At 63.6% G+C, this 20,502-nt stretch carries 27 protein-coding genes and 2 pseudogenes; 18 read left to right on the plus strand and 11 right to left on the minus strand.

The genetic code is table 11. From position 1 onward, the window contains the following. Positions 1-72: 72 nt before the first annotated feature. A complete protein-coding gene (locus B133_RS0106770) occupies positions 73-435 on the minus strand; it encodes a metallopeptidase family protein (protein ID WP_018599974.1) in 363 nt (120 codons plus the stop codon). Between the two features lie 126 nt (positions 436-561). Between B133_RS0106770 and B133_RS25165 the strand changes: the two are divergent. Beyond that, positions 562-714: pseudogene (locus tag B133_RS25165) on the plus strand (antitoxin MazE-like protein); the annotation flags it as partial. A 28-nt stretch (positions 715-742) separates the two neighbouring features. Here B133_RS25165 and B133_RS0106775 read toward each other — a convergent pair. Further along, on the minus strand, positions 743-1,309 hold the full coding sequence (locus B133_RS0106775) for a dihydrofolate reductase family protein (protein WP_026256071.1): 567 nt from the start codon (positions 1,307-1,309) through the stop codon (positions 743-745). A 284-nt stretch (positions 1,310-1,593) separates the two neighbouring features. Between B133_RS0106775 and B133_RS0106780 the strand changes: the two genes are divergently transcribed. The 3 genes from B133_RS0106780 (at position 1,594) to B133_RS22440 (ending at position 2,770) form a co-directional block, all read left to right on the plus strand. Next, positions 1,594-1,827: a hypothetical protein gene (locus tag B133_RS0106780; RefSeq protein ID WP_018599977.1), complete on the plus strand. Its 234-nt coding sequence runs from the start codon at positions 1,594-1,596 to the stop codon at positions 1,825-1,827. Then, positions 1,817-2,128, plus strand: coding sequence for a type II toxin-antitoxin system PemK/MazF family toxin (locus B133_RS0106785; protein WP_018599978.1), 312 nt, complete (start codon positions 1,817-1,819; stop codon positions 2,126-2,128). The genes B133_RS0106780 and B133_RS0106785 overlap by 11 nt, the downstream gene beginning before the upstream one ends. A gap of 357 nt (positions 2,129-2,485) precedes the next feature. Beyond that, positions 2,486-2,770: a DUF4304 domain-containing protein gene (locus B133_RS22440; protein WP_232423266.1), complete on the plus strand. Its 285-nt coding sequence runs from the start codon at positions 2,486-2,488 to the stop codon at positions 2,768-2,770. A gap of 121 nt (positions 2,771-2,891) precedes the next feature. Here B133_RS22440 and B133_RS0106795 read toward each other — a convergent pair whose 3' ends face one another. Beyond that, positions 2,892-3,101 carry a hypothetical protein gene (locus B133_RS0106795; protein WP_018599980.1) on the minus strand — a complete coding sequence of 70 codons (210 nt, stop codon included), beginning with the start codon at positions 3,099-3,101 and terminating at the stop codon, positions 2,892-2,894. A 379-nt stretch (positions 3,102-3,480) separates the two neighbouring features. Between B133_RS0106795 and B133_RS0106805 the strand changes: the two genes are divergently transcribed. Then, a complete protein-coding gene (locus tag B133_RS0106805) occupies positions 3,481-3,714 on the plus strand; it encodes a hypothetical protein (RefSeq protein WP_026256072.1) in 234 nt (77 codons plus the stop codon). Beyond that, positions 3,666-4,046, plus strand: a complete 381-nt coding sequence (locus B133_RS0106810; protein ID WP_232423267.1) for a type II toxin-antitoxin system PemK/MazF family toxin — start codon at positions 3,666-3,668, stop codon at positions 4,044-4,046. The genes B133_RS0106805 and B133_RS0106810 overlap by 49 nt, the downstream gene beginning before the upstream one ends. A 325-nt stretch (positions 4,047-4,371) precedes the next feature. Here the strand turns inward: B133_RS0106810 and B133_RS0106815 are convergent, their stop codons facing one another. Further along, on the minus strand, positions 4,372-4,923 hold the full coding sequence (locus B133_RS0106815; protein WP_026256074.1) for a YaeQ family protein: 552 nt from the start codon (positions 4,921-4,923) through the stop codon (positions 4,372-4,374). Positions 4,924-5,609: 686 nt separating this feature from the next. After that, positions 5,610-6,515, minus strand: coding sequence for a helix-turn-helix transcriptional regulator (locus B133_RS0106825; RefSeq protein ID WP_198291045.1), 906 nt, complete (start codon positions 6,513-6,515; stop codon positions 5,610-5,612). 118 nt (positions 6,516-6,633) lie between these two features. Between B133_RS0106825 and B133_RS0106830 the strand changes: the two genes are divergently transcribed. The 4 genes from B133_RS0106830 (at position 6,634) to B133_RS23580 (ending at position 10,176) form a co-directional block, all read left to right on the plus strand. Continuing rightward, a complete protein-coding gene (locus tag B133_RS0106830; protein WP_018599987.1) occupies positions 6,634-7,611 on the plus strand; it encodes an aldo/keto reductase in 978 nt (325 codons plus the stop codon). Positions 7,612-7,651: 40 nt separating this feature from the next. Next, the gene (locus tag B133_RS0106835) at positions 7,652-8,500 is read left to right on the plus strand and encodes an aldo/keto reductase (protein WP_018599988.1); all 849 of its coding nucleotides are present in this window, start codon (positions 7,652-7,654) and stop codon (positions 8,498-8,500) included. A 22-nt stretch (positions 8,501-8,522) separates the two neighbouring features. Continuing rightward, the gene (locus tag B133_RS0106840; protein WP_018599989.1) at positions 8,523-9,698 is read left to right on the plus strand and encodes an aldo/keto reductase; all 1,176 of its coding nucleotides are present in this window, start codon (positions 8,523-8,525) and stop codon (positions 9,696-9,698) included. 202 nt (positions 9,699-9,900) lie between these two features. Beyond that, positions 9,901-10,176: a hypothetical protein gene (locus tag B133_RS23580; RefSeq protein WP_198290980.1), complete on the plus strand. Its 276-nt coding sequence runs from the start codon at positions 9,901-9,903 to the stop codon at positions 10,174-10,176. A 51-nt stretch (positions 10,177-10,227) separates the two neighbouring features. Here B133_RS23580 and B133_RS23285 read toward each other — a convergent pair whose 3' ends face one another. The 3 genes from B133_RS23285 to B133_RS0106860 form a co-directional block, all read right to left on the minus strand. Beyond that, positions 10,228-10,731 carry a cyclophilin-like fold protein gene (locus B133_RS23285; RefSeq protein WP_018599991.1) on the minus strand — a complete coding sequence of 168 codons (504 nt, stop codon included), beginning with the start codon at positions 10,729-10,731 and terminating at the stop codon, positions 10,228-10,230. A 31-nt stretch (positions 10,732-10,762) separates the two neighbouring features. Continuing rightward, entirely contained in the window at positions 10,763-10,942 is a 180-nt protein-coding gene (locus B133_RS0106855) for an alpha/beta hydrolase (RefSeq protein WP_018599993.1), read from the minus strand. 257 nt (positions 10,943-11,199) lie between these two features. Then, positions 11,200-12,441 (minus strand): multidrug effflux MFS transporter, encoded by a 1,242-nt coding sequence (locus B133_RS0106860; RefSeq protein WP_157625800.1) that lies wholly within the window; start codon positions 12,439-12,441, stop codon positions 11,200-11,202. A gap of 126 nt (positions 12,442-12,567) precedes the next feature. On the opposite strand from B133_RS0106860, the gene B133_RS0106865 reads away from it, so the two are divergent. The 4 genes and pseudogenes from B133_RS0106865 (at position 12,568) to B133_RS24305 (ending at position 15,812) form a co-directional block, all read left to right on the plus strand. Beyond that, positions 12,568-13,425 (plus strand): helix-turn-helix transcriptional regulator, encoded by an 858-nt coding sequence (locus B133_RS0106865; protein ID WP_018599995.1) that lies wholly within the window; start codon positions 12,568-12,570, stop codon positions 13,423-13,425. A 90-nt stretch (positions 13,426-13,515) separates the two neighbouring features. Further along, positions 13,516-13,851, plus strand: coding sequence for a carboxymuconolactone decarboxylase family protein (locus B133_RS0106870; RefSeq protein WP_018599996.1), 336 nt, complete (start codon positions 13,516-13,518; stop codon positions 13,849-13,851). A gap of 441 nt (positions 13,852-14,292) precedes the next feature. Then, the gene (locus tag B133_RS0106880) at positions 14,293-15,150 is read left to right on the plus strand and encodes an aldo/keto reductase (protein WP_018599998.1); all 858 of its coding nucleotides are present in this window, start codon (positions 14,293-14,295) and stop codon (positions 15,148-15,150) included. Positions 15,151-15,338: 188 nt separating this feature from the next. Then, positions 15,339-15,812, plus strand: a pseudogene (locus B133_RS24305) (SDR family NAD(P)-dependent oxidoreductase). Positions 15,813-15,895: 83 nt separating this feature from the next. Here the strand turns inward: B133_RS24305 and B133_RS25290 are convergent. Continuing rightward, positions 15,896-16,642: a hypothetical protein gene (locus tag B133_RS25290; RefSeq protein WP_198291103.1), complete on the minus strand. Its 747-nt coding sequence runs from the start codon at positions 16,640-16,642 to the stop codon at positions 15,896-15,898. Between the two features lie 169 nt (positions 16,643-16,811). Here B133_RS25290 and B133_RS0106905 point away from each other — a divergent pair, with 169 nt between their 5' ends. The 4 genes from B133_RS0106905 (at position 16,812) to B133_RS0106920 (ending at position 18,288) form a co-directional block, all read left to right on the plus strand. Beyond that, the gene (locus B133_RS0106905; RefSeq protein ID WP_018600002.1) at positions 16,812-17,018 is read left to right on the plus strand and encodes an antitoxin MazE-like protein; all 207 of its coding nucleotides are present in this window, start codon (positions 16,812-16,814) and stop codon (positions 17,016-17,018) included. Continuing rightward, complete coding sequence (locus B133_RS0106910) at positions 17,015-17,347, plus strand: type II toxin-antitoxin system PemK/MazF family toxin (protein WP_018600003.1); 333 nt, start codon at positions 17,015-17,017, stop codon at positions 17,345-17,347. Before B133_RS0106905 ends, B133_RS0106910 begins: the two co-directional genes overlap by 4 nt. Positions 17,348-17,617: 270 nt before the next feature. Then, positions 17,618-17,863, plus strand: coding sequence for an Arc family DNA-binding protein (locus B133_RS0106915; protein WP_026256076.1), 246 nt, complete (start codon positions 17,618-17,620; stop codon positions 17,861-17,863). Beyond that, positions 17,860-18,288, plus strand: a complete 429-nt coding sequence (locus tag B133_RS0106920; protein ID WP_018600005.1) for a type II toxin-antitoxin system VapC family toxin — start codon at positions 17,860-17,862, stop codon at positions 18,286-18,288. Before B133_RS0106915 ends, B133_RS0106920 begins: the two co-directional genes overlap by 4 nt. A 477-nt stretch (positions 18,289-18,765) precedes the next feature. Here the strand turns inward: B133_RS0106920 and B133_RS23590 are convergent, their stop codons facing one another. Continuing rightward, a complete protein-coding gene (locus B133_RS23590) occupies positions 18,766-18,930 on the minus strand; it encodes an FAD-dependent monooxygenase (protein WP_232423268.1) in 165 nt (54 codons plus the stop codon). 136 nt (positions 18,931-19,066) lie between these two features. Beyond that, positions 19,067-20,332, minus strand: coding sequence for an FAD-binding protein (locus B133_RS22465; protein WP_018600007.1), 1,266 nt, complete (start codon positions 20,330-20,332; stop codon positions 19,067-19,069). Between the last annotated feature and the right edge of the window lie 170 nt (positions 20,333-20,502).

Consider the following 20,502-nt stretch of genomic DNA (forward strand, 5'->3'; position numbering starts at 1 on the left):
CGACCGGTAGACATATTGAATTACCTTGTCGTGCAAAGGATGTAGAGTAGTGTCGCCAAATAATCGAAGGCCTCAGTAGCGATCGAGTTCGATCAACCGCTCGTCGCTGATCCCGAAGTGATGGGCGATCTCGTGGAGCACGACGTGCCTGATCTCACCACGTAGACGATCCTCGTTGCCGGCAGCGAGCCGGGTGATCGGCCCGCGGTAGATGCTGATCTTGTCGGGAAGTACTCCGCCGTACTCATTGTTCCTTTGCGGCAGCGGTATGCCGCGGTATAGGCCGAGTAACCGTTGCCCGTTGGGAGGCTCGTCCTCGATGACGATCTCGACGTTGCTCATCGCCGCACGGAGTCTGGCCGGCAAGGATCTCAGCACGTCGTCGATCGCACCTTCGAACGGATCAGTGAGACTCGGCTCCGAGAGCGCATCCATCGCCACAATGGTGCCAGAATCGGTGCTGGGCTTCTTGTCAATGGACGCCAGCGGAGAGCTCTTTGGCGGCGTCTGCTCTTCGTTCGCAATTGGACCATTTGCCAGTCTGATTATCCGAGAACTCAGATCTCAGCGTTACATGTAACACCGTCGCATGACAGTGAGGGAAAGGTCGGCGAGTACCGACGACGGATGCGTGAGCGTGGCCTCCGGCCACTGCAGGTCTGGGTGCCTGATGTGCGGACCGAGGCTTTTGCGGCAGAGGCGCGCCGCCAGGCGATTCGTTGAACTACTGGTGGATGTCCGATCAGTTGTGTTTCGCCTCGTAGCGCAGCAGGACCGTGCCACCCGGGAAGGTGCGGTTCTCCAACAGTCGCAACGAGATCCATGACGGCAAGGGTGGGAAAAACGGGGTGCCGCCGCCTACGACGGTGGGCGCGACCACGATTCGGTATTCGTCCACGAGCCCGGCCTGCACGATTGGTGCCGCCAGCGTCGCGCCGGCCACCTCCAGGGTGCCGTCGGTTTCGGCTTTCAGCTTCGTCACCACCTCGACCGGGTCGCCGCGTTCCAGGCGGGAGTTCCAGTCGACGGACTCGAGGGTGCGCGAGAACACGACCTTGGGCATACCGCGCCAGATGCGAGCGAAGTCAACGATCAAAGGGGTGGCATCCGGAGCCTCGTCGGCAGTGGGCCAGTACGCGGACATCAGTTCGTAGAGCCGCCGGCCGTAGAACGACAGGGCGGTCTCACGCTCGAAGTCGTTCCAGTACTGGTGCAGTTCTTCGCTCGGATCGGTCCAGCCGATGTTGCCTTGTGCGTCGGCGATGTACCCGTCCACTGACACGTTGAAGCCATAGATTAGTTTGCCCATGCAGATCGGACTGTACCGGAGAGCAAAATTCATCGCGTTGCCACACGAAATATTGTTCAAATCCTCGTGGATGGGCGAGCGTCGGGCGGCCTCGTTCAGCACCAAACTTAGGACGGACCTTCAACCGCGGGCTATTGCGCCCACCTGGGACTGCGATCGCGAACGTCGCCCAGCACTCGCCCGCGAACTTGGCGGGCTTAATAAGTCGTGACTGGCGTCCGCGCTTAGCGAGGCAGGGGAGGCGGATTCGGTGAACGTCTTACAAAACGTCGCACATTGATGCTATGGCTGACACGATTACCTTCCGACCGGATGAAGACACATCAAAGGCACCGGAGGTCTTGACTAAAGATGGCACGGCTGTATCCGTAGCTGTTCGTGCTGCTCTCATCGATGCCGCACGCCGGAAGGCGCGCGCGGCGATTCGCGTCGAGGCGGAACGGCTCGCTCAAGACGAGTCCGACCGCGCTGAGGCGATGCAGGTGCTGCGCGATATGGAGACGCTGCGTGCGTGGTGAGGTCTTTCGGTTGGATGCCGCGCGGGGGAGCCGCGGTCACGAACAGTCCGGCTCGCGCTACGCCATAGTCGTTCAGTCGGATCTGCTGCCGCTGTCGACCTGGATCGTTGCGCTAACGTCCACGTCGGCTCGTGCCGCCAGCTTTCGTCCCGAGGTTGAAATCGGCGGCGTTAACACCAGGGTGCTTGCCGAGCAGGCTGCGGCGGTGGACCCTGGCCGGCTCGGCGGAAGCGTCGGGTTCCTCAATTTCGACGAGATGCGTCGTGTTGATGCGGCACTGCGCATCGTCTTTGATCTCTAAGCACAGCACCGTCATATCAAATGAAAATAATTGGAATGCAACGCGATACGGCGATATTTTACTCTTAACTCACCTGTTCGTTTTGCGACCGCATTCCTCCTTATGCATAGCACCGTGTCGGTCGAGACGAGGGTGGGAACGTCAAGCCGGTTGGGGGACCACTAGGACGGCTTGAATTGTGCCCAAGTGCTGCGTGAGTATGGCCCCGGTTTGATTTCGGTGCGACGCTGCTCCGTGGGCCGAGGTTGATACCACGGGCGGTGGCCTGGGGTGTGCATCCTGCCGTCGCGCGAAAATTGGTGCGCGGAAGGACAATTGGTGCGCGGAAGGACTGTGTCGCCGACTTAGCCTTGGATCATGGTTGAGGGGACAGCCGACGGATCACTACAACGGGCTTACGAAGCGATGGTTTCTGCCGATGTCGGCCCCTTCCTGCGGGCGCGGGGCTTCGACGTATCCGGCACCAGCTTTGAGCGGGAACGGGGACCGCTCTATGACACGATCAACTTTCAGGACGACTGGCATAACGGCACCATGTCGTGGCATGGATTCTTCGTCAACGTGGGCATCGGATCGGCTGAGATCGATACCGCGTGCCCCGGATACGAACGAATGGGATCGTGCTTCGTGGGAAAGTCGTGATGGTCACTGGGGGCCGCTCGTGGGATCGGCGCGTCAAGGGGCGAGGTTGTCGAGGGCTACTTACGGGAGTTGCCGGACGCCGCCAACCATCCGGTGTTCATGCCTACCGCGTTGTGTCGGTTCACACCACACTGCTGACGATCGCCATAACCAGCCCGCCCAGGGTCAGCACCCCGACCATCATCGCGGCGGCGATCGCCCGGCCCCGTCGGCGCCGGCGTATGTCGTAGATCGCTACCGCGATGCCGGCGAAGATCAACGCTGCATAGGCCGCCAGTCCCACCGTCAGCGCCGCCGCTGCGGCGGCGCTGGTCAGGGTCACGTTGTGCACGCCGTGAGCCTACGGCGCGAATGGAAGCATCGCGCCGTCTGACAGTTCCGACAAGTCACCGCCACGCGGGCGAGCGTGTTTGACGAACGCTCCGGTCAGCGAGGTCTCGATGTCCGTGATACCCGGCACCTGCGCGAGGGTGGAGAGTCGTACAGGGCGTCGACAGTCGGGCTGACAACCGTGGCTTGTAGGTCGGCCGGGCCGCTGACCGCCGCGACGAACATCGTGGGACCGTGGGTGGTGATGGCCTGGAGTTACTCTGTCCGAGATTGGAGGGCTGGGGTCCGGTAGCACGCGAGGCTTAGCCGCCGTTCGTTTGCTGAACACTGAAACGATCAGCAGCCACACCCTGTGTCTACAATTCGTCTACACTGGTTACATGGCAGCAGAAACCACAACTGTCCGCGTCCGCCGTCCCGATTCTGAGCGGCTGCAATCTCTGGCGAAGGCCCGTCAAACCGCCGTCGTCGACGTCGTGCACGCAGCCATCGACGCCTTGGAGAGACAGGAGTTCCTGCGGGGGCTCAACGGTGACTACCAGCGCCTGCGCAGCGACCCCGAACTATGGGAGCAATACCTGGCCGAGCGTCACGATTGGGACGCACTGGCTTGATCTGGCGGGGGGAGGTCTATCACGTCGATCTCGGCCAACCGGTCGGACACGAGCCAGCCTTTCGCCGCCCGGCGGTGGTGGTGTCGGTCGACATTCTCAACAACGGACCGGGCGGCCTCGTGGTCGTCGTCCCAATTACTACCGCTGGGTACGGCCTGCGAAGCCATGTTGAACTCGAGCCGGCGAGCGGCGGGCTGGGCCACATTTCCTACGCTCGCTGCGATCAGCTGCGAGTGGTCTCCGTTGAACGACTGGCATCTCGCCAGGGAATGATTAGTCCAGAACAGATGCAAGCCATTGACCAAGCACTGCGCTTCGTCCTAGATCTGTAGTGCCCTGCCTCGTTGTAGCGCCTATCCGGTCTAAGACGTACTTTGGCGGCTCGTTGCTGATCGAGGCAGGACAAAAACACTTGAGGCTCAAAGCAATACGGACCATTTTACTTATTTGATTTCTGCATAATCCATCCCGGGTCAGCTCAGAATAGGCGTGGCCCGGTGCGGTCGGCGAGCGCGCTGCTGAGCCCGGGGCATGGGCCGTCATGCCTCGCTCTTTGAGCTCGCTGGCGGCGATCATTCCGGCCAGGCCGGGCCCAACAATGATGACGTCAGTGTCCAGGGCGCTAACGTCATGGGCTAGCACCTCGGGCTCAGACGTTCACTCCAATGGCTCGGGTGTGAAGGTGACGTCGACTCCGCCTATGGTCATCGTCACCTGACCTTCGATCACCATCACTTGTGCCGAGACCCGTCGATCGACAGTCTGGGCCAGTTGCTGCACCGATGCGTGCGGTATCTGCACCACCGAGAGGTTTGGCAGCCCCGCCACTTTGGGGCCGACGGTGCGCCACCAGGTGGCCACGCCGGCGGCGAACGGGAAGAGCAGCACCTGGTCGGCCTGGCTGGCCGCCTTGCTCAAGGCGCGTTCGTCGGGCTGGCCGACGTTGATCCACTCCAGGATCCGGCCGGTGTAGTCGGCGAGCCGCAAGTCCGGTACGCCAGGGGTGGACAGGCCTGCCCCGAACGCCAACTCACCGTCGACGTCGCTGAGTCGGTGTGCGCGAAGCCCAAAAGCCAACAACCGCACCACCATCCGCTCATCGGTCTCACTGGGATGACGGGCCACGGTCAGCGCGTGATCGGCATAGTAACCGTGATCGACATCGGAGACGCCAAGTTCGACTTTGAATACTGTTGCAGAAAGGGCCACGTCATAGTGTCCACCCAGGTGGTGCGCCCTGAGCAGTCGGGCCGCTTTGAGTTGGTTAGTCCGCCGTGCGGGCCGAGAGAAACGCCAGCTGTCTGGGGCGGGTGGCTTCGCGAACCTCAGCACAGGCGTCTCCAGTCCAGCGTGGAAGGGCAACGACGCCAGGGCATGATCGACGCAGACCAGATGCAGGCCGTTGACCAAGCGCTGAGCTTTGTTCTCGATCTGTGACGCACGGGCAGGCGAGTGAGCAGACTTTCAAAACCTTTGTGACACAATGCAAAATGGAGCACTTTACTGGTGACCCTCAGTATTCGGTTTTGGCGTATTAGGTGGCCGCGTCGTGACGGGTAGTCGCATTTCCTAGCGAAGGCGGGGGAGGACTTGGTTACCGCTGGTCCGAATCTGCAGGTCGAGTTTCCCAGCGCCGCTGAAGGTGCCGAGGGTTTGCTGGATTCTGTGAGCGGCCCTGGAGAGCGAGCCTCCGCACGTGATGGCCTGCCCAACCAAAACTGGATTGCCCGTCAGCGGACGGTGCGCCTACCGTCGAGGCCGTGCCTGCAGCACGAAGTCCTATTTACGACATGGTGGCATTGATAGACCGCGGATGACTGTCGAGGACTCGAACTCGGCACGGGTGGAGCCGCACCGAAATCCGGCACGGGCATACGCCGTTCGTCCGACGCTACTCACTGCTGTTCAGTTTCGGACAACGGCGCTTCGATGCTGTCGGGCGTCGGGGTGGTGGCGGCCCAGGAGGCGAGGAAGCGCAGCGCTTGTTGGTTGGGGGTGTCGGGTTCGGCGGTGAAGACGCTCAGGCGCAGTCCAGGCTCGCCGGGTAGTTCGAAGCTCTGGTAGTTCAGTTCGATGTCGCCGACGATGTGGTGGCGCATGTGTTTGGTGCCTGTGGTGTGGCGCCGCACGTTGTGGGCAGCCCAACGGACGCGGAATTCGTCACTGCGGGTGGACAGTTCGCCGACCAGGTCTGATAGTGGCTTGTCGTAGGGGTTGCGTCCGGCGGCGGCGCGCAGGACCGCGACGACGTCGGTGGCGGCGCGGTCCCAGTCGACGAAGAAGTCGCGTGCACTCGGGTTGAGGAAGGTGTAGCGCGCGACGTTGGGTGGTTGCACGGTCTCGGCGTGCATCTCGCTGTAGAGTGCTGCACCGAGCTTGTTGGCCGCAACGATGTCGCCGCGTTCGTTGCGAATGTCGGCGGCGGCCTCGGTGATCGCGTCGAGCACTTGCTGCACAACGGGTTTGATCCGGACCCGCGACGACGCCGCACGTTTCACGGCACGTTCGGCGTTGTCGATGCGGGCCAGGTCGAACAGGTGGTCGCGTTCGGCGTCGTCGAGTTGCAGCGCGCGGGCGAGGGCGTCCAGAACACTGTCGGAGGCGCCCACCAGGTTGCCGCGTTCGAGGCGGATGTAGTAATCCGCCGATACCCCGGTGAGCATGGCGACTTCTTCACGGCGTAGCCCGGCCACACGCCGGTTACTGCCGAAGACTTCGAGTCCGGCCTGTTGGGGGGTGATACGGGCCCGTCGAGAGGACAGGAATTCGCGTATTTCGCGGCGGTGGTCCACGGTTCTCAGGTTAGGACGTGTGGAATCGGTGGTGGGGGTGTCTGGCAGTACCTGTCATCGCAGGCCCTCCCCGGCTAGCGCAACCCGCGGTTGACTCGATGGTGGAATTCAACAGAGCGGAGCGGCGATGAAGTACATCAAACTGCGGGAGCTGACGGTGTCGCGCATCGGTTTGGGGGCGATGGGTATGTCGCACGGCTACACCGGCGCCGGAAGCGACGACGCTGAATCGATCCGTGCCATCCACCGTGCACTCGATCTGGGGCTGACGTTCATCGACACCGCCGAGATCTACGGCCCCTACATCAACGAAGAACTCGTCGGCAAGGCGTTGAAGGGCCGCCGCGACCAAGTGGTGCTGGCCACCAAGTTCGGCCTGGTCTCCCACGCCGGCAGCGGCGCCTGGAACCTCGACAGCAGCCCCACCAACATCCGCACCGCGGTGGAGGGGTCGCTGCGCCGGTTGGGCACCGACCACATCGATTTGTGCTACCAGCACCGGGTCGACCCGAACACCCCGATCGAGGACACGGTGGGGGCGGTCGCTGAACTGATCGGGGAAGGCAAAGTCCGCCACATCGGTTTGTCCGCGGCCGCGGACACGACCATCCGCCGCGCCCACGCGACCCACCCGATCACCGCGTTGCAGTCGGAATACTCGCTGTGGACCCGCGATCTGGAGGCCGAGATTCTGCCCACCTTGCGGGAACTCGGGATCGGGCTGGTGCCGTTCTCCCCGCTGGGACGCGGCTTTTTGACTGGCGCCATCCGCTCACCCGAGCAGTTCGACGACACTGATTTCCGCAAGAACAACCCCCGCTTCACCGGGGAGAATTTCACCCACAACCTGCGTATCGCCGACGAAGTCAAGGCGGTGGCCGATCAGGCCGGGGCGACCCCAGCACAGGTGGCGCTGGCGTGGCTGCTCGCCCAAGGTGAGGATATCGCCCCCATTCCTGGCACCAAACGCGTTGCCCGCGTGGAGGAGAACATCGCCGCCGATGCGGTGGAGCTCAGCGCCGCACAACTGCAGGCCCTCGACGCCCTCACGCCCGCGGCCGGGGAGCGCTACAACCCCGAGCAGATGGCGATGTCCGAACGCTGAGCCCAGCCCGCCCAACGACTACTGATCGAAGGAACGTCCCATGCAGACCATCACCTTGAACAACGGCGTCGAGATGCCGATCCTGGGCTTCGGCGTCTACCAGGTACCCGAAGATAAGACCGAACACGTTGTCGCCCAGGCCCTGGACGCCGGATACCGGGCTATCGACACCGCCGCCTCTTACCAGAACGAGCAGGCCGTCGGACGCGCCCTGGCCAGTAGCGGCATCCCGCGGGAGGAACTGTTCGTCACCACCAAGCTGTGGATGGAACACGCCGGCGACACAGCCACCCCGGCCGCGTTCCAACGCTCCCTGGACCGGCTCGGACTGGACTACGTCGACCTCTATCTCATCCACCAGCCGTTCAACGACTACTACGGGGCGTGGCGAGCCATGGAGCAGCTGCTCGCGCAGGGCCGCGCCCGGGCGATCGGCGTGTCGAACTTCCTGCCCGACCGGCTCGTGGACCTGATCGTGCACAACGACATCGTTCCGGCGGTCAACCAGATCGAGACGCACGTGTTCTACCAACGTGGCGACGACCACCGGATCATGAACACCTACGGTGTGCGCCACGAATCCTGGGGACCGTTCGCCGAGGGCCGCAACAACATGTTCACCGACCCGATCTTGACCGCCATCGCCGCGGCGCACGGCAAATCCGTCGGCCAGGTCGTCCTGCGGTGGCTGATCCAGCGTGAGGTGATCGTGATCCCCAAATCCGTTCGCCCGGAGCGGATGCGGAAGAACCTCGCCGTCTTCGACTTCGAGCTCACCGCCGCGCAGATGGACCAAATCGCGGCGATGGACACGGCCACCAGCCTGTTCTTCGACCACCGCGACCCGGCGATCGTCGACCAGTTCTCCCAACGTCACATCGACGTCTGACCCCAGCGAGGAGACCCACTCGATGGACGCCCGAGGATCCGGGCATCGCCGCCGCACCTTCCTGCTGGGGGCCGCCGGCCTGGCCGCCGCGCCGGCGATCGCGGGCATCGCCACCGGCTGCGCCACCACACCGGAACCCCAGAAACCCGGAGGCGACACCAACGCCGCGGTGCGCGCGGCCACCACCGTCACCGGGAAGCGCACGCTCGGATCGTTGGAGGTGTCCGGCATCGGGCTGGGATGTCAAACCATGCCCGGCAAGCTCTACGGCCCGGTTACGAGTCGATCCGACATGGTTACGCTGATCCGCACCGCGCACGACCAAGGGGTCACCTTCTTCGACACCGCCGAGGCTTACGGACCGTTGGAATCCGAGCGCATCGTCGGGGAAGCACTACAGCCCGTGCGCGACCAGGTCGTCATCGCCTCCAAGTTCGGTTGGGACATCGACCCGGACACCGGGCAGCGTCGCGGTGGACCCAACAGCCGGCCCGAGCACATCCGCCGCGCAGTGGACGGGATGTTGCAGCGTCTGTGCACCGACCACATCGACCTGCTCTACCAACATCGCGTCGATCCCACGGTGCCCATCGAAGACGTCGCCGGCACCGTCAAAGACCTGATCGCTCAAGGCAAGGTGAAGCACTTCGGATTGTCCGAACCCGGCCTGCAGACGGCCCGCCGCGCCCATGCGGTCCAACCGCTCACCGCGATCCAGAACGAATACTCCATGTTGTGGCGCGGACCGGAAGCGCAGGTGTTAGGGCTGTGCGAGGAACTCGGTATCGGGTTTGTGCCCTGGGCACCGTTGGGTATGGGCTTCACCACCGGCACGATCACGCCCTACACCCAGTTCGCCGATGGCGACTTCCGCGCCACCGTGCCGCGGAACTCTCGGGACAACCTCGCGGCGAACATGCCTCTGGTGCAACTCATTCAACGGTGGGCCGTCCGCAAGGGCGCCACGCCGGCACAGATTTCGCTGGCCTGGCTGATGGCCCAACGCCGGTGGATCGTGCCCATCCCCAGCACCACCCGCACACCACACCTGCTGGAGAACCTCGGCGCCGACCACCTCAGCTTCACCGACGCCGAACTGCGCGAACTCAACACCGCGGTGGCGGCGATCCCCATCCACGGAGACCGACTGCTGCCGGCCAACTTGGCCCAGACCGGTGTCGAAGCACCCCCGAAGTGACACCTGGTGCTGAACCGACGCACACTCCTCATACGCTCCCTGACCGCGGGATCCGGGATTCTGCTGGCCGGATGTGCCTGCGGCGCGACAACCGACTCCGCACCGCCGCGGTCATCTTCAAAGACGCAGGAGAACAACATATCTCGCGTTGAACGCGTTCTGCTGGCGTACTTTTCGCGAGCCGGGGAGAACTACTACCACGGTGGGCGCACCGACCTCGACGTCGGCAACACCGAAGTCCTCGCCAACATCATCGCCGCGACCGTACCTGTGGACGTGTATCTTCATCGACCGCGTCGACCTCTCCGGAAAGACGGTGCACCCGTTCGTCACCTACGCAGTCAGCGGCCTCGGCGACACCGCCCTCGCCGCACACGCCTCCATCGGCGAGCCACTAGCCGTGCGTGGCGAGGACGCACATAACGCCCAACCCGACGTCGAGACATGGCTGCAGCAGATCGGCCTCACACCCACGTGAAGCTGGAGGCTCCTCAGATCTGAAGAGTGGGACCGGCGGGTGGGACCGCGTTCAGTCTGCGCGCTCCACAACCACCGTCAGTTCACCGGCGGCGTCGGCAAATACCGAGAGATCGCCGTCGAGTCGGCCGATCCGGGCGATACCGCGCCAGTACGGCGCATCGGTGCAGTAGAAGACGAGGTCGTTGCCCGGTGCGAAGTAGCCGATGTCGGCTGCCTTGGGTGCATCGCCGCTGGGCATCCCGTCCATCGTCAAGGGTTGTGGCAGCGGTCCGGTCTTCTCCTGCTGGTTGTGGTCGCGGACTCGCACCGTCACCGGGAGCCTGCTGAGCAGATCGGAGCCGGTGGGGTTGTGCCGGATGGTGCCGGCGATGGTGGTGCCGTTCACGCGGACTCGGATTGGGGTTTCCTCGACGGGAACTCCAGTGGGCTCCGCGGGCGTGTCGGTCGCGGCTGCGCGGGTGGGTTCGTCCCGCTCTGGTGAACATCCGGCGATCACCGACGGCATCAACATCGCGAGGATGATCGGAGTGAGAACTGCTGAGCGGAAGGTCATCTCGTCGCCTTTCGTGTGAGAGCCGGTGGGGCTAGCGCAGGTTCGTGCGGTAGAACTCGGTCAGGCGATCGAAGGGGATCAGGTCGACGCGGTCGTACAGGTCCACGTGGCCGGCGCCGGGCACCAGCACCAGCTCCTTCGGCTCCGCAGCGCGGCGGTAGGCGTCCTCGGCGAACTCCAGCGAATGTGCCTGATCACCGGCGACGAACATCAGCGGCCGCGGCGAGATCGTCTCGATCTCCTCGAGCGGGAAGTAGTTCAGGAACCGGGCATTGCTGGTGAGGTAGGGCCGCTGAGGCGGACGTCGGGCCGCCGGACGTCGAAGCCGTGCCGGTGTCGTCGCCGGAGGAGCAGCCGGCCGCTCCGAGCAGACCCGCGGCTGCCGCGCCGACGCCCGCCATCTGTATCACGCCGCGTCGGCTTAGTCGTAGGTCACGCATGGGTTTCCCCTCTCGATGTTGTTCAGGGTCAGTTGGTTTGGGCTGATGACTCGGGCCGGGCCAGCACGTGGAGGGCGGTGGCGGACGCCACCGCGAGAACCGTCACGATGACCGCCATCGGCACCGCCGTCTCCGTGCCACCGAGACCGGCCAGCGGGGCGATGACACCGGCCATGCACCACTGCAGAAAGCCCAGCAGCGCCGAGCCGGTGCCGGGGTGTCCGGGTACTGCGTCGGAGGCGAGCGCACCAGCGTTGGGTCCTACCAGGCCTTGGGCGGTCATGAGGATGAAGAATCCGACCAGCGCGACAGGTAGGGGCATGTGAAACCAGATCGCGCCCACCAGCAGCACGATGCCTGCGGCGGCGCTGGCGGCCAGGCCCGCTGCGACGACCTTGCGGGTGGACACCCGGTTGGCCAAGCGCGCGGCCGCCAGCGTCGCGACGGTGAGACCAACGGCGTTGAACGCGAAGTCGATCGAGTAGACCATCGGCGACAGCCCGTTCATCGACTGCAGCACGAACGCCGAAGTCGCCACGTAGGCGAAGATCATGCCCATCGACGAGCCGAACACCAGCAGATAGCCGACGAAAGATCGTTGGCGCAGTACCGCTTTGGTCGTACCCACGATGTGGCTGAGCCCGCCACCGTGCCGCTTGTCGGCGGGCAGCGTCTCCGGCACCCCGACCACGACAGCGACGAACATCAGCGCGGCCAGACCCGCGACCACCCAGAACGACACCCGCCAGTGCGAGAACTGCAGGATCACCCCGCCCAGCAGCGGACCCACGATCGGCGCGACCCCGCCGACACCGGCCACCAGGTTCATGGCCCGGACCAGCTCCGCGCCGCGGGTAAGGTCCACGACGATCGAGCGGGCGATCACCATCGCCCAGCCGCCGCTGAAGCCCTGCAAAAACCGCGCCAGCATCATCACCGCGATCGTCGGGCTGTATGCACACACCACCGACGCCGCGGCCAACACGGCCAACGACACCAGCAGTGGCATCCGCCGCCCTATCCGGTCCGAGGCAGGTCCACCGACGAGTTGCCCCAGCGCCATGCCGACGAAGAAGGTCGTCAGCGTCAGCTGCACCTGCGTGGCCGACGCGCCCAGATCCCGGCCCACCAGCGGGAACGCCGGCACGTACATGTCCGTGGCCAGCGGCGCGATCGCCGTGATCAGCACGATGGTGGCGAGCACGCTAGCGCTCAACGCGATCGGCCCGCGACTGGGCGCGTCACACGGTTGGGTAGTGGTCTGGGTCATCCCGATCCTCTCGATGTCGGCATCGACATCCATGCAAGCGCCCGGGAAAGCGGTGAAGAAGTCTCGCTCGAGAGGTGTACCGGCAAGGTATCCCTGGCGGGTCGATCCGCCGGTAGCGTCGGATCGGTGGACAACAGGGCCGAGGTGCGCGAGTTCCTGACCTCACGCCGAGCGAAACTCTGCCCCGCCGACGTCGGCCTGCCTGATGTCGGTCAGCGGCGGGTACCCGGGCTGCGTCGCGGTGAGGTCGCCACCCTGGCCGGGGTCAGCATCGAGTACTACGCCAAGCTCGAACGCGGCCAGATCGCCGGTGCGTCGTCCTCGGTCCTGGAGGCGATCGCCCAGGCGTTGCGGCTCGACGACACCGAGCGCGCCCACCTGTTCGACCTCGCCCGCACCGCCGACGGAATTCCCACCTCCGGCCGGTCACGGCGGCGGGCGGCGAAACCGAGCGTGTCCCGCCCCAGCCTGCACTGGGCGCTGGAAGCCATCACCGACGGCATCGCGTTCGTCCGCAACCCGCAGCAGGATCTGTTGGCCACCAACGCACTTGGCCGTGTCTTCTACTCGCCGCTGATCGGCGACGGGGGTCGTACCCCCAACCTGGCGCGGTTCCAGTTCCTCGACCCGGCGGCCCGGGACTTCTACCCGGATTGGGACCTATTCGCGCACATGTGCGTGTCGATCATGCGCGCCGAAGCCGGGCGCGATCCGCACGACCGCGGTCTGCAGGATCTCGTCGGCGAGCTGTCCACCCAGAGTGAGACGTTCCGCCGACTCTGGGGCACCCACGACGTCCGCACCCACGGCGCCGGAACGAAACGGTTCCACCACCCCGAAGTGGGCGAACTGACACTGGCCTACGAAGAGCTGGCTATTACCGCCGAACCCGGCCACGTGCTCATCGTCTACCCCGCCGAACCTGGGTCCCCCTCAGCGGAGAAGCTACGGCTACTGGCGTCGCTCGCAGCTGCGCTCACCTGACCTGCACATGCGACAACCCCCGAATTCCGCTTGGCACAACATGACTCACCACTGACTAATCGACACATCCCCGATAGAAGGAAACGATCAATGGCCCACGAACAGAGCGCCGGATGGACTGGCGGGCAGCGCGCCTTCGGCGACTTCGCTCCCGGGATGGTGCACTACACCGACCGGGTGCTGTTCGACGAAGTGTGGGAGCGACCGGGCCTGTCCAAACGGGACCGCAGCCTGATCACGGTCGCTGCGCTGACCGCCCTGGGCAAGATGGAACAGCTGCAGTTCCACCTCGGTTTCGCCCGCCAGAACGGGGTCACCGACGACGAACTCAAGGAAGCCCTCCTGCACCTCGCGTTCTACTCCGGCTGGCCCAACGGCATGGGCGCCACCACGGTGCTCAAGAACATCATCGAGAACCAGACGTAAGAAAAATCCATGGCAGAGAGGGATTTCGACCAAATCTTCCCCCTCGGGGAACCGAACGACGCCTACGCGCAGTACTTCACCGGGCAGAGCTACCTCGCTCCGCTCGCCTCTGGGAGCGTGCACGTGAGCAACGTGACCTTCGAGCCGTGCTGCCGCAACACCTGGCACATCCACCACGGCACCAACGGAGGCGGCGACCAGATCCTGATGTGCACGGCCGGCAGCGGCTGGTACCAGGCCCGAGGGACAGGACCCAATCAGCATGGAACCGGGAACGGTGGTCCGTGTCCCGGCCGGCACGAAGCACTGGCACGGCGCGAGGGCCGACTCGTGGTTCTCCCACGTCGCCTTCATCACGCCCGGCGAAGGCGTCAGCACCTAATCGCTCGAACCGGTCACAGACGACGAATACGGCCGGCTACCAACGAACGGAGAGAACGCATGAGCATCCTGACCGAGACCTACACCCTGTCCAACGGCGTCTCGATCCCCAAGCTGGGGCTGGGCACCTGGCTCATCGACGATGACAAAGCAGCCCAGACGGTCCGCGACGCCATCGAGATCGGCTATCGCAACATCGACACCGCCCAGGCGTACGGCAATGAACGCGGCGTCGGCGAGGGCGTCCGCACTTGCGGTGTCCCACGCGAGGAACTCTTCGTCTCCACCAAGCTCGCCGCGGAGATCAAGGACTACGACGCGGCGGTCGCCGCGATTGACGAGTCACTGGAGAAGCTCGGGCTCGACTACGTCGACCTGATGCTCATTCACTCGCCGCAGCCGTGGAACGACTTCCGTGGCGGCGACTACTCAGACGGCAACCGCCAGGCGTGGCGGGCGCTGGAAGCGGCGCACCAGGCGGGCAGGCTCCGCTCGATCGGGGTATCGAATTTCCTGCAAGCCGACCTGGACAACATCGTCGAGCACGGCAAGGTGATCCCGCACGTGAATCAGATCCTCGTCCACGCCGGTAACACCCCCGCCGAGCTGATCGCCTACTGCGAGGCGAAGAACATCCTGGTCGAGGCGTACTCGCCCATCGCGCACGGGGAGATTCTGAAAAACGAATACCTCGCGGCGATCGCCGCGAGGTATGGCGTGAGCGTGCCGCAGCTCTGCATCCGGTACACGATCCAGCTCGGCGCCGTATCGCTGCCGAAGACCGCAAACCCTGACCACATGCGCACTAACGCCGAGATCGACTTCACGATCACCGACGAGGACATGCAAACCCTGCGGGACTTGGACGAGCGCGACTACGGGCAGGCCAGCGTCTTTCCTGTCTACAGCGGCAAATAGCAACACCGACCGGGCGGCGGGGTGAGGACGCCCGCTACCCCCGCCGAGACCCTTCAATCGCGGCTGAATCTGACGCAGAATCAGCTACAACCGCTGGCTACCAATATGTTTCACGACTTTAGGGCATCCCCATGGTTACGTACGACTTCACCGGGAGGGTCGCCTTCGTCACCGGCGCCGCGGCTGGCATGGGTGCCGCCACTGCACGTGCGTTCGCCGAGGCGGGCGCGTCCGTCGCCGTCGCCGTCGCCGTCGCCGACCGCGACGCCGAGGCCGCAGCGCGGCTGGTCGCTGAACTGATCGACGCCGGTGCAGCGGCGACCGCGATCGGCTGCGATGTGTCCGACGAGTAGCAAGTCAAGAATGCCGTAGCCACAACAGTTTCCACCTACGGGCGCCTCGATATGGCCTTCAACAACGCCAGCATCATGCTGCCGCCCGTGGGTGCTGCGCAGGAAACTGCCGATGCCTTCGACCAGCTCGTCGCGGTCAACCTGCACGGGGTGTGGGCTTCGATGAAATACGAACTCGCGCAGATGCGCCTGCAGAGTTCAGGGACGATCGTCAACTGCTCTTCCCTTGGCGGGCTCGTCGGCGGGAGCGGACGCGCCACTTACCACGCCACCAAGCACGGCGTGATCGGGCAGACTGGGACGAGCTGAGGAGATCGCCGCGGCGGTGCTGTGGCTCTGCAGCGACGCATACTTGTCACTGCGGTATTGGTCAGCGAACAGATGCCGCAGTACTACTCATCAAACAATATTTCGGACTGGTCGTCTGGCTCGGAGACGGGCAGTGCAGAGTCTTCGATTTCGCGTAGACGTGCAGCCCAGCGCTGGTAGACATTTTGGCATGAGATGCCCAGTGTTTCAGCAATTTTCATCCAGGATAGGCCTGCGTGGCGTCCTTGTAATATGACGTGGGCGAGTTGTTCCTCGGCCGCTCGAACGCCGTCCTGCGCTTTATTGAGCGCGGTCGCTGCGGCCCTGAGGGATTCAAGGTGAATGTCGTAGGGGCGCACCGGGGGATCGAGGTCGAACAACGCATTGTCGGTCGAGTCGGCGCCGAGTTTGTCAGCGCTGTCGGGCCGGGCTTCTGGGGGTTCATCGGTATCCATGGCACGTCCAGCGGGTGTGGTTTGGTCGCGGGCAGCGGATGCATACTGCATCCAGGTGTTGCCGGCTTCGGCAGCGTGCTTCTGGGTGACTTGGTCGCTGTAGCCGAGCATTTCGGCGACCAGGGGAGGCGGTATCTGTGAAACGAGTTGGCGAAGGGCTGTATTACGTGAGCCCAGCAGGTTGATGCCGAGCCCTCGAAGTCGCTGCATGATCGACTGCGGGTCGAGGTGGAGGCCGGGCCGAATGCTGGGAAACAACCAGGGCGTAGGGAAGTGTTTCGGAGTCTCCGGTGAGCAGTTCTTTGAGCCAGGCCAGACGCTGGTCTTGAGTGCTTTTACTGGTAACCCGCCATATTCGATTTCGCCGTATTCCACCCAGTCGCAAGTGGCACGTCAAGGTCGGAGCATCTCCACAGGGCCGAGTTGGTGAGCATCTTCAGGTAGCTCAGGCGAAACGGCCGAGCCGTAGCTTGGCTTTGGTTGCTGTCCCGGCCCTTCTGTCTACCCAGCTACCTAGGTTTAGCGTTACATGTAACATATTGGAATGGCGGTGAGGGAAAGAGTCGGGGAGTACCGACGGCGGATGCGGGAGCGAGGCTTGCGGCCACTGCAGGTCTGGGTGCCTGACGTGCGCACTCAAAGTTTTGCGGCCGAGGCGCATCGTCAGGCTTCATTGGTCGCCAAAGCGGACGAAAGAACCGATGACCAGGAGTTCACTGAGGCCATATCGACGCCATGGGACGAGGAGTGAACAGAGGCGAGATCTGGACCGTAGCGGGAGGCGTCTATGCGACCAAACCGCGTCCCGCGGTGATTATTCAGGATGACCTCTTTGACGCCACGAGTTCAGTAACTGTTGCTCCCATGTCCAGCACGCTGTTGGATGCGCCGTTGATGCGCATCCGGATAGCCGGCGGAGACGACCGGCTATCCGGACTTGACCACGACAGCGACGTGATGATCGATAAGCTCACAACCGTCAAAAGGTCGAACGTTCACGCCCGAGTCGGGCGGCTGACAGCGGAGCAAGTCGTCGAGGTCGAGCGAGCGATGATGGCATTCCTCGGCCTTGCGCGATAGGCGAGAACCGTTCGACCGCAGTGCAATACGGCGTAGTTTGCTGGTAACCCGCCGCATTCGATTCCGCCGTATTCCTCGCATCTGACGGCTTACCCGACAGGCGCGGGTAGTCATGGGCATTCGCAACCCACCAACCGACCGTCCTCGTTTCGGCTACTTGCTTGAGGCGCATCTGGCCGCGCGGGCGAAGTTTGCTGCACAGCCAGAGCGTAATGTCGCCATTGACTGCTAGCATTGACTGCAGTGACAGCAATAGGCGAGGAGCAACTGGTGGCGACCTTGACGATTCGTGATTTCGATGAGGAGCTCAAATCTGCGCTGCGTGTCCGTGCTGCACAGCACGGACGCTCGATGGAGTCAGAGGTGCGGGAGATCTTGCGCACGGTATTGGAGCGTCCGGCAGGTGGTCCGGGGATGGGTACGCGGATTCGGCAGCGTTTCTCGGAGACTGGGGGTGTGAACCTTGATCTGCCTAGCCGCGCCGAACGCCCTCGAGCGGCGGTCTTTGACGAATGATCGTCCTGGATACCAACGTCATCTCGGAGCTTGTTCGTAAAGCTCCAGACCTGGGCGTCGTTGGTTGGCTCGACGGCTTGGACGCGTCCGACGTAATGCTGACGGCGGTGACGGCGGCTGAGCTGTTGTATGGCGTCGCCCGATTGCCGAACGGCCGATGCGGACGGGAGCTACGTGCGAAAGTCGACGGACTGCTGACAGAGGAATTCGGCGACAGGATTCTGCCGTTCGACGTGCTGGCCGCAACCCACTACGCAGATATCGTCGCCAGTCGGGAGCGTATCGGGCTCCAGATCAGCATGGCCGACGGGCAGATCGCCGCAATTTGCCGCAACTGGAACGCGGGACTTGCGACCCGCAACATTAGCGACTTTGTCGACACCGGCATCGAACTGATCAATCCGTGGGACTTGGGCACACCGTAGCGGCTCTGTCAATGTGCGTCGTACGCCGGCGCAGCGGAACTCCGACTAGACCGGACAGCGAAAGCTATTGGGGTGCAATTGAACACGGCGTACCTGACTTGACATAATGTAGCTTATCGGTACTAAAACTGCGCCGAGTTGTATTAAATGAAAGGACCCGCATCCTTTGACGATTCGGCCGTCAGGCCTAGTGGCAGACGCATGGTCGTGTGCTTGCCGTCGGTCGACACTCGGTCTCAATCACTTAATGAATGATTCGGACGTTAGGTGAAACGTTGCGAGCTTTGACGGCTGCCAGGCCGCAAGGATCCGGTGTGGGTTGTTTCAGACCTCCGCTTCGATGGCGCCCTACATCGACGCTATTGCGTCACAGTGACGAATTATCTTGTGTCGCTGATACGACTGAAAGCTGGATAACCGTGTCATGTCTGACGCCAGCCCCTCTGTGACGAACAACTCGTCGTTCGGCTCTAGTGGTCAGTGAGCCCGCGCGACCAACTCCCATATTCGGTGATTGGCCGCATAGTCGGTGGGATTGAGCCAGTCCCCCTGCTCCAGGCACACGACGTCGATGCCCGCTGACGCCAGCGTGTGCGACACGACTGCACCGGACGGCCCGGCACCAATTACCACTACCTGCACGGCGTCTCCCAGTCCGGCTCAATACCCTAATGTGTAACCGGTAGCATTCTATCTAACGCGTTCTGCGGCAACCCGACATCGCAGCCGCCCAATAAGGGTTCAGTGGATAAACCGGCTGCGACGGCCCGGCCGATGACTAGGTGAACAGCTCGCGGGTGTAGTCGTTGAGGAACAGTCCGAGCGGGTCCAACCGTCGGCGGGCATCATTGAACGCCGGCAACTCGGGGTACCGGTCGCGAATCAGTTGAGCATCGAGGTGATGCAGCTTCCCCCAGTGCATTCGGGGATTCATGTCATCAAGGGCGGCGGTGACCTCGCTCAGATGGCCGTCGAAGTCGGTGCGGGGACTGCCAGCGATGGATATGCCGACGGAATCGGCGCGGTAGGCCGGCGACAAGTAGGCGTCGTCGCCCTTCACCCAGCGCGGCTGTACAGGGAATACCTCCTCCGGTCGATGATGCCGGCAAATGTCGCGGATGCGCGTCATCGCAGTGAGAGCGTGCCCGGCGTCGACGAAGATCTCCGCTTCGAAATAGTTGCCCTCAAAGGGTCCGGGATGGATGACGTAGTTGCGGTCCACCCGACTCGCGGATGTGTCGCGAGCCGGCCCTGGACATTTGTTGATGCGCCGCCGGACAGAGCGGTCGGCGAGAGGTAGGTCGTCGGGCACCGCAAGGTTGTACAAGGCCGCGGACTCGTCGGCCGGCAGCCACCACAACGAGTAGTGGTGGTTGCCAGCAAGGTCGGCGGGCATGTCGGACACCAGCTCGTTCCAGGTCGGATAGGTCAGTTCTTCTTCGAGGTAGTACGCGTCAGTGACCTCGATCTCGATAGAGGTGATGACGCCGAGCAGGCCGAGGGAGAGTTGAGCGGCTCGAAGCAGATCAGGCTGGTCCTCGGCGATCTCCACGATGTCGCCCCGTCCGTCGACAAGCCGAACCCGACGGACCGTCGAAGACAGATTGCCCATCGTCACACCCGAGCCGTGAGTTCCCGTGGAGATCGCGCCGACCATCGTCTGAGCGTCGATATCTCCCTGGTTGATCAGCGACAGTCCGTGATCCCAGAGGGCGGGCCCGGCGGCAGAGATCCGCGTCCCAGCGTGAATCACCGCGCGCTTGCGCACTGTATCGACCGCTTCGATGCCGGAGATGCCGGTCATGTCGATCAGCATCGCGCTCGTCGCACACAGCGGTGACCATGAGTGCGAAGCGCCAACGGGGCGCACCGCCAACCCGTTGGCGATCGCGTATCGGACGCACTCGGCCACCTCGTGTTCCGAACGCGGATGTACGGTGACGGCCGGGACGGCGGCGGATTGACGCGACCAATTGACCCATGCCTGCTGGTATTCGTGTGGTGCCGGCGGAGCTGACTTACGCCTGCGGGACATGATCGTCATGGGTAACTTGCCCTTCGAGGAGGCGTTCGGAGCCCAACGGACACGCGAAGTGCGGCTGTCGCATTCAAGAAAGTGATGGGTAAGCGGTAATGTATTACAGATCACCAGCTGGTGCAATCATCGTGGAAATCGGTGCACATCTGACCGGCGCAGCCGAGGCGAAGGGACCC

The sequence above is a fragment of the Mycobacterium sp. 155 genome, assembly GCF_000373905.1.
Taxonomy (GTDB): domain Bacteria; phylum Actinomycetota; class Actinomycetes; order Mycobacteriales; family Mycobacteriaceae; genus Mycobacterium.

Coding starts and splice junctions, on each gene's coding strand:
- B133_RS0106775 (WP_026256071.1), bottom strand. CDS start 1,309: ATGGGCAAACTAATCTATGGCTTCAACGTGTCAGTGGACGGGTACATC.
- B133_RS22440 (WP_232423266.1), top strand. CDS start 2,486: ATGGTTGAGGGGACAGCCGACGGATCACTACAACGGGCTTACGAAGCG.
- B133_RS0106905 (WP_018600002.1), top strand. CDS start 16,812: ATGGCGGTGAGGGAAAGAGTCGGGGAGTACCGACGGCGGATGCGGGAG.
- B133_RS22465 (WP_018600007.1), bottom strand. CDS start 20,332: ATGACGATCATGTCCCGCAGGCGTAAGTCAGCTCCGCCGGCACCACAC.
- B133_RS0106805 (WP_026256072.1), top strand. CDS start 3,481: ATGGCAGCAGAAACCACAACTGTCCGCGTCCGCCGTCCCGATTCTGAG.
- B133_RS0106810 (WP_232423267.1), top strand. CDS start 3,666: ATGGGAGCAATACCTGGCCGAGCGTCACGATTGGGACGCACTGGCTTG.
- B133_RS0106870 (WP_018599996.1), top strand. CDS start 13,516: ATGGCCCACGAACAGAGCGCCGGATGGACTGGCGGGCAGCGCGCCTTC.
- B133_RS0106780 (WP_018599977.1), top strand. CDS start 1,594: ATGGCTGACACGATTACCTTCCGACCGGATGAAGACACATCAAAGGCA.
- B133_RS0106920 (WP_018600005.1), top strand. CDS start 17,860: ATGATCGTCCTGGATACCAACGTCATCTCGGAGCTTGTTCGTAAAGCT.
- B133_RS23285 (WP_018599991.1), bottom strand. CDS start 10,731: ATGACCTTCCGCTCAGCAGTTCTCACTCCGATCATCCTCGCGATGTTG.
- B133_RS0106830 (WP_018599987.1), top strand. CDS start 6,634: ATGAAGTACATCAAACTGCGGGAGCTGACGGTGTCGCGCATCGGTTTG.
- B133_RS0106880 (WP_018599998.1), top strand. CDS start 14,293: ATGAGCATCCTGACCGAGACCTACACCCTGTCCAACGGCGTCTCGATC.
- B133_RS0106855 (WP_018599993.1), bottom strand. CDS start 10,942: ATGTTCGTCGCCGGTGATCAGGCACATTCGCTGGAGTTCGCCGAGGAC.
- B133_RS0106835 (WP_018599988.1), top strand. CDS start 7,652: ATGCAGACCATCACCTTGAACAACGGCGTCGAGATGCCGATCCTGGGC.
- B133_RS0106860 (WP_157625800.1), bottom strand. CDS start 12,441: ATGACCCAGACCACTACCCAACCGTGTGACGCGCCCAGTCGCGGGCCG.
- B133_RS0106770 (WP_018599974.1), bottom strand. CDS start 435: ATGGATGCGCTCTCGGAGCCGAGTCTCACTGATCCGTTCGAAGGTGCG.
- B133_RS0106840 (WP_018599989.1), top strand. CDS start 8,523: ATGGACGCCCGAGGATCCGGGCATCGCCGCCGCACCTTCCTGCTGGGG.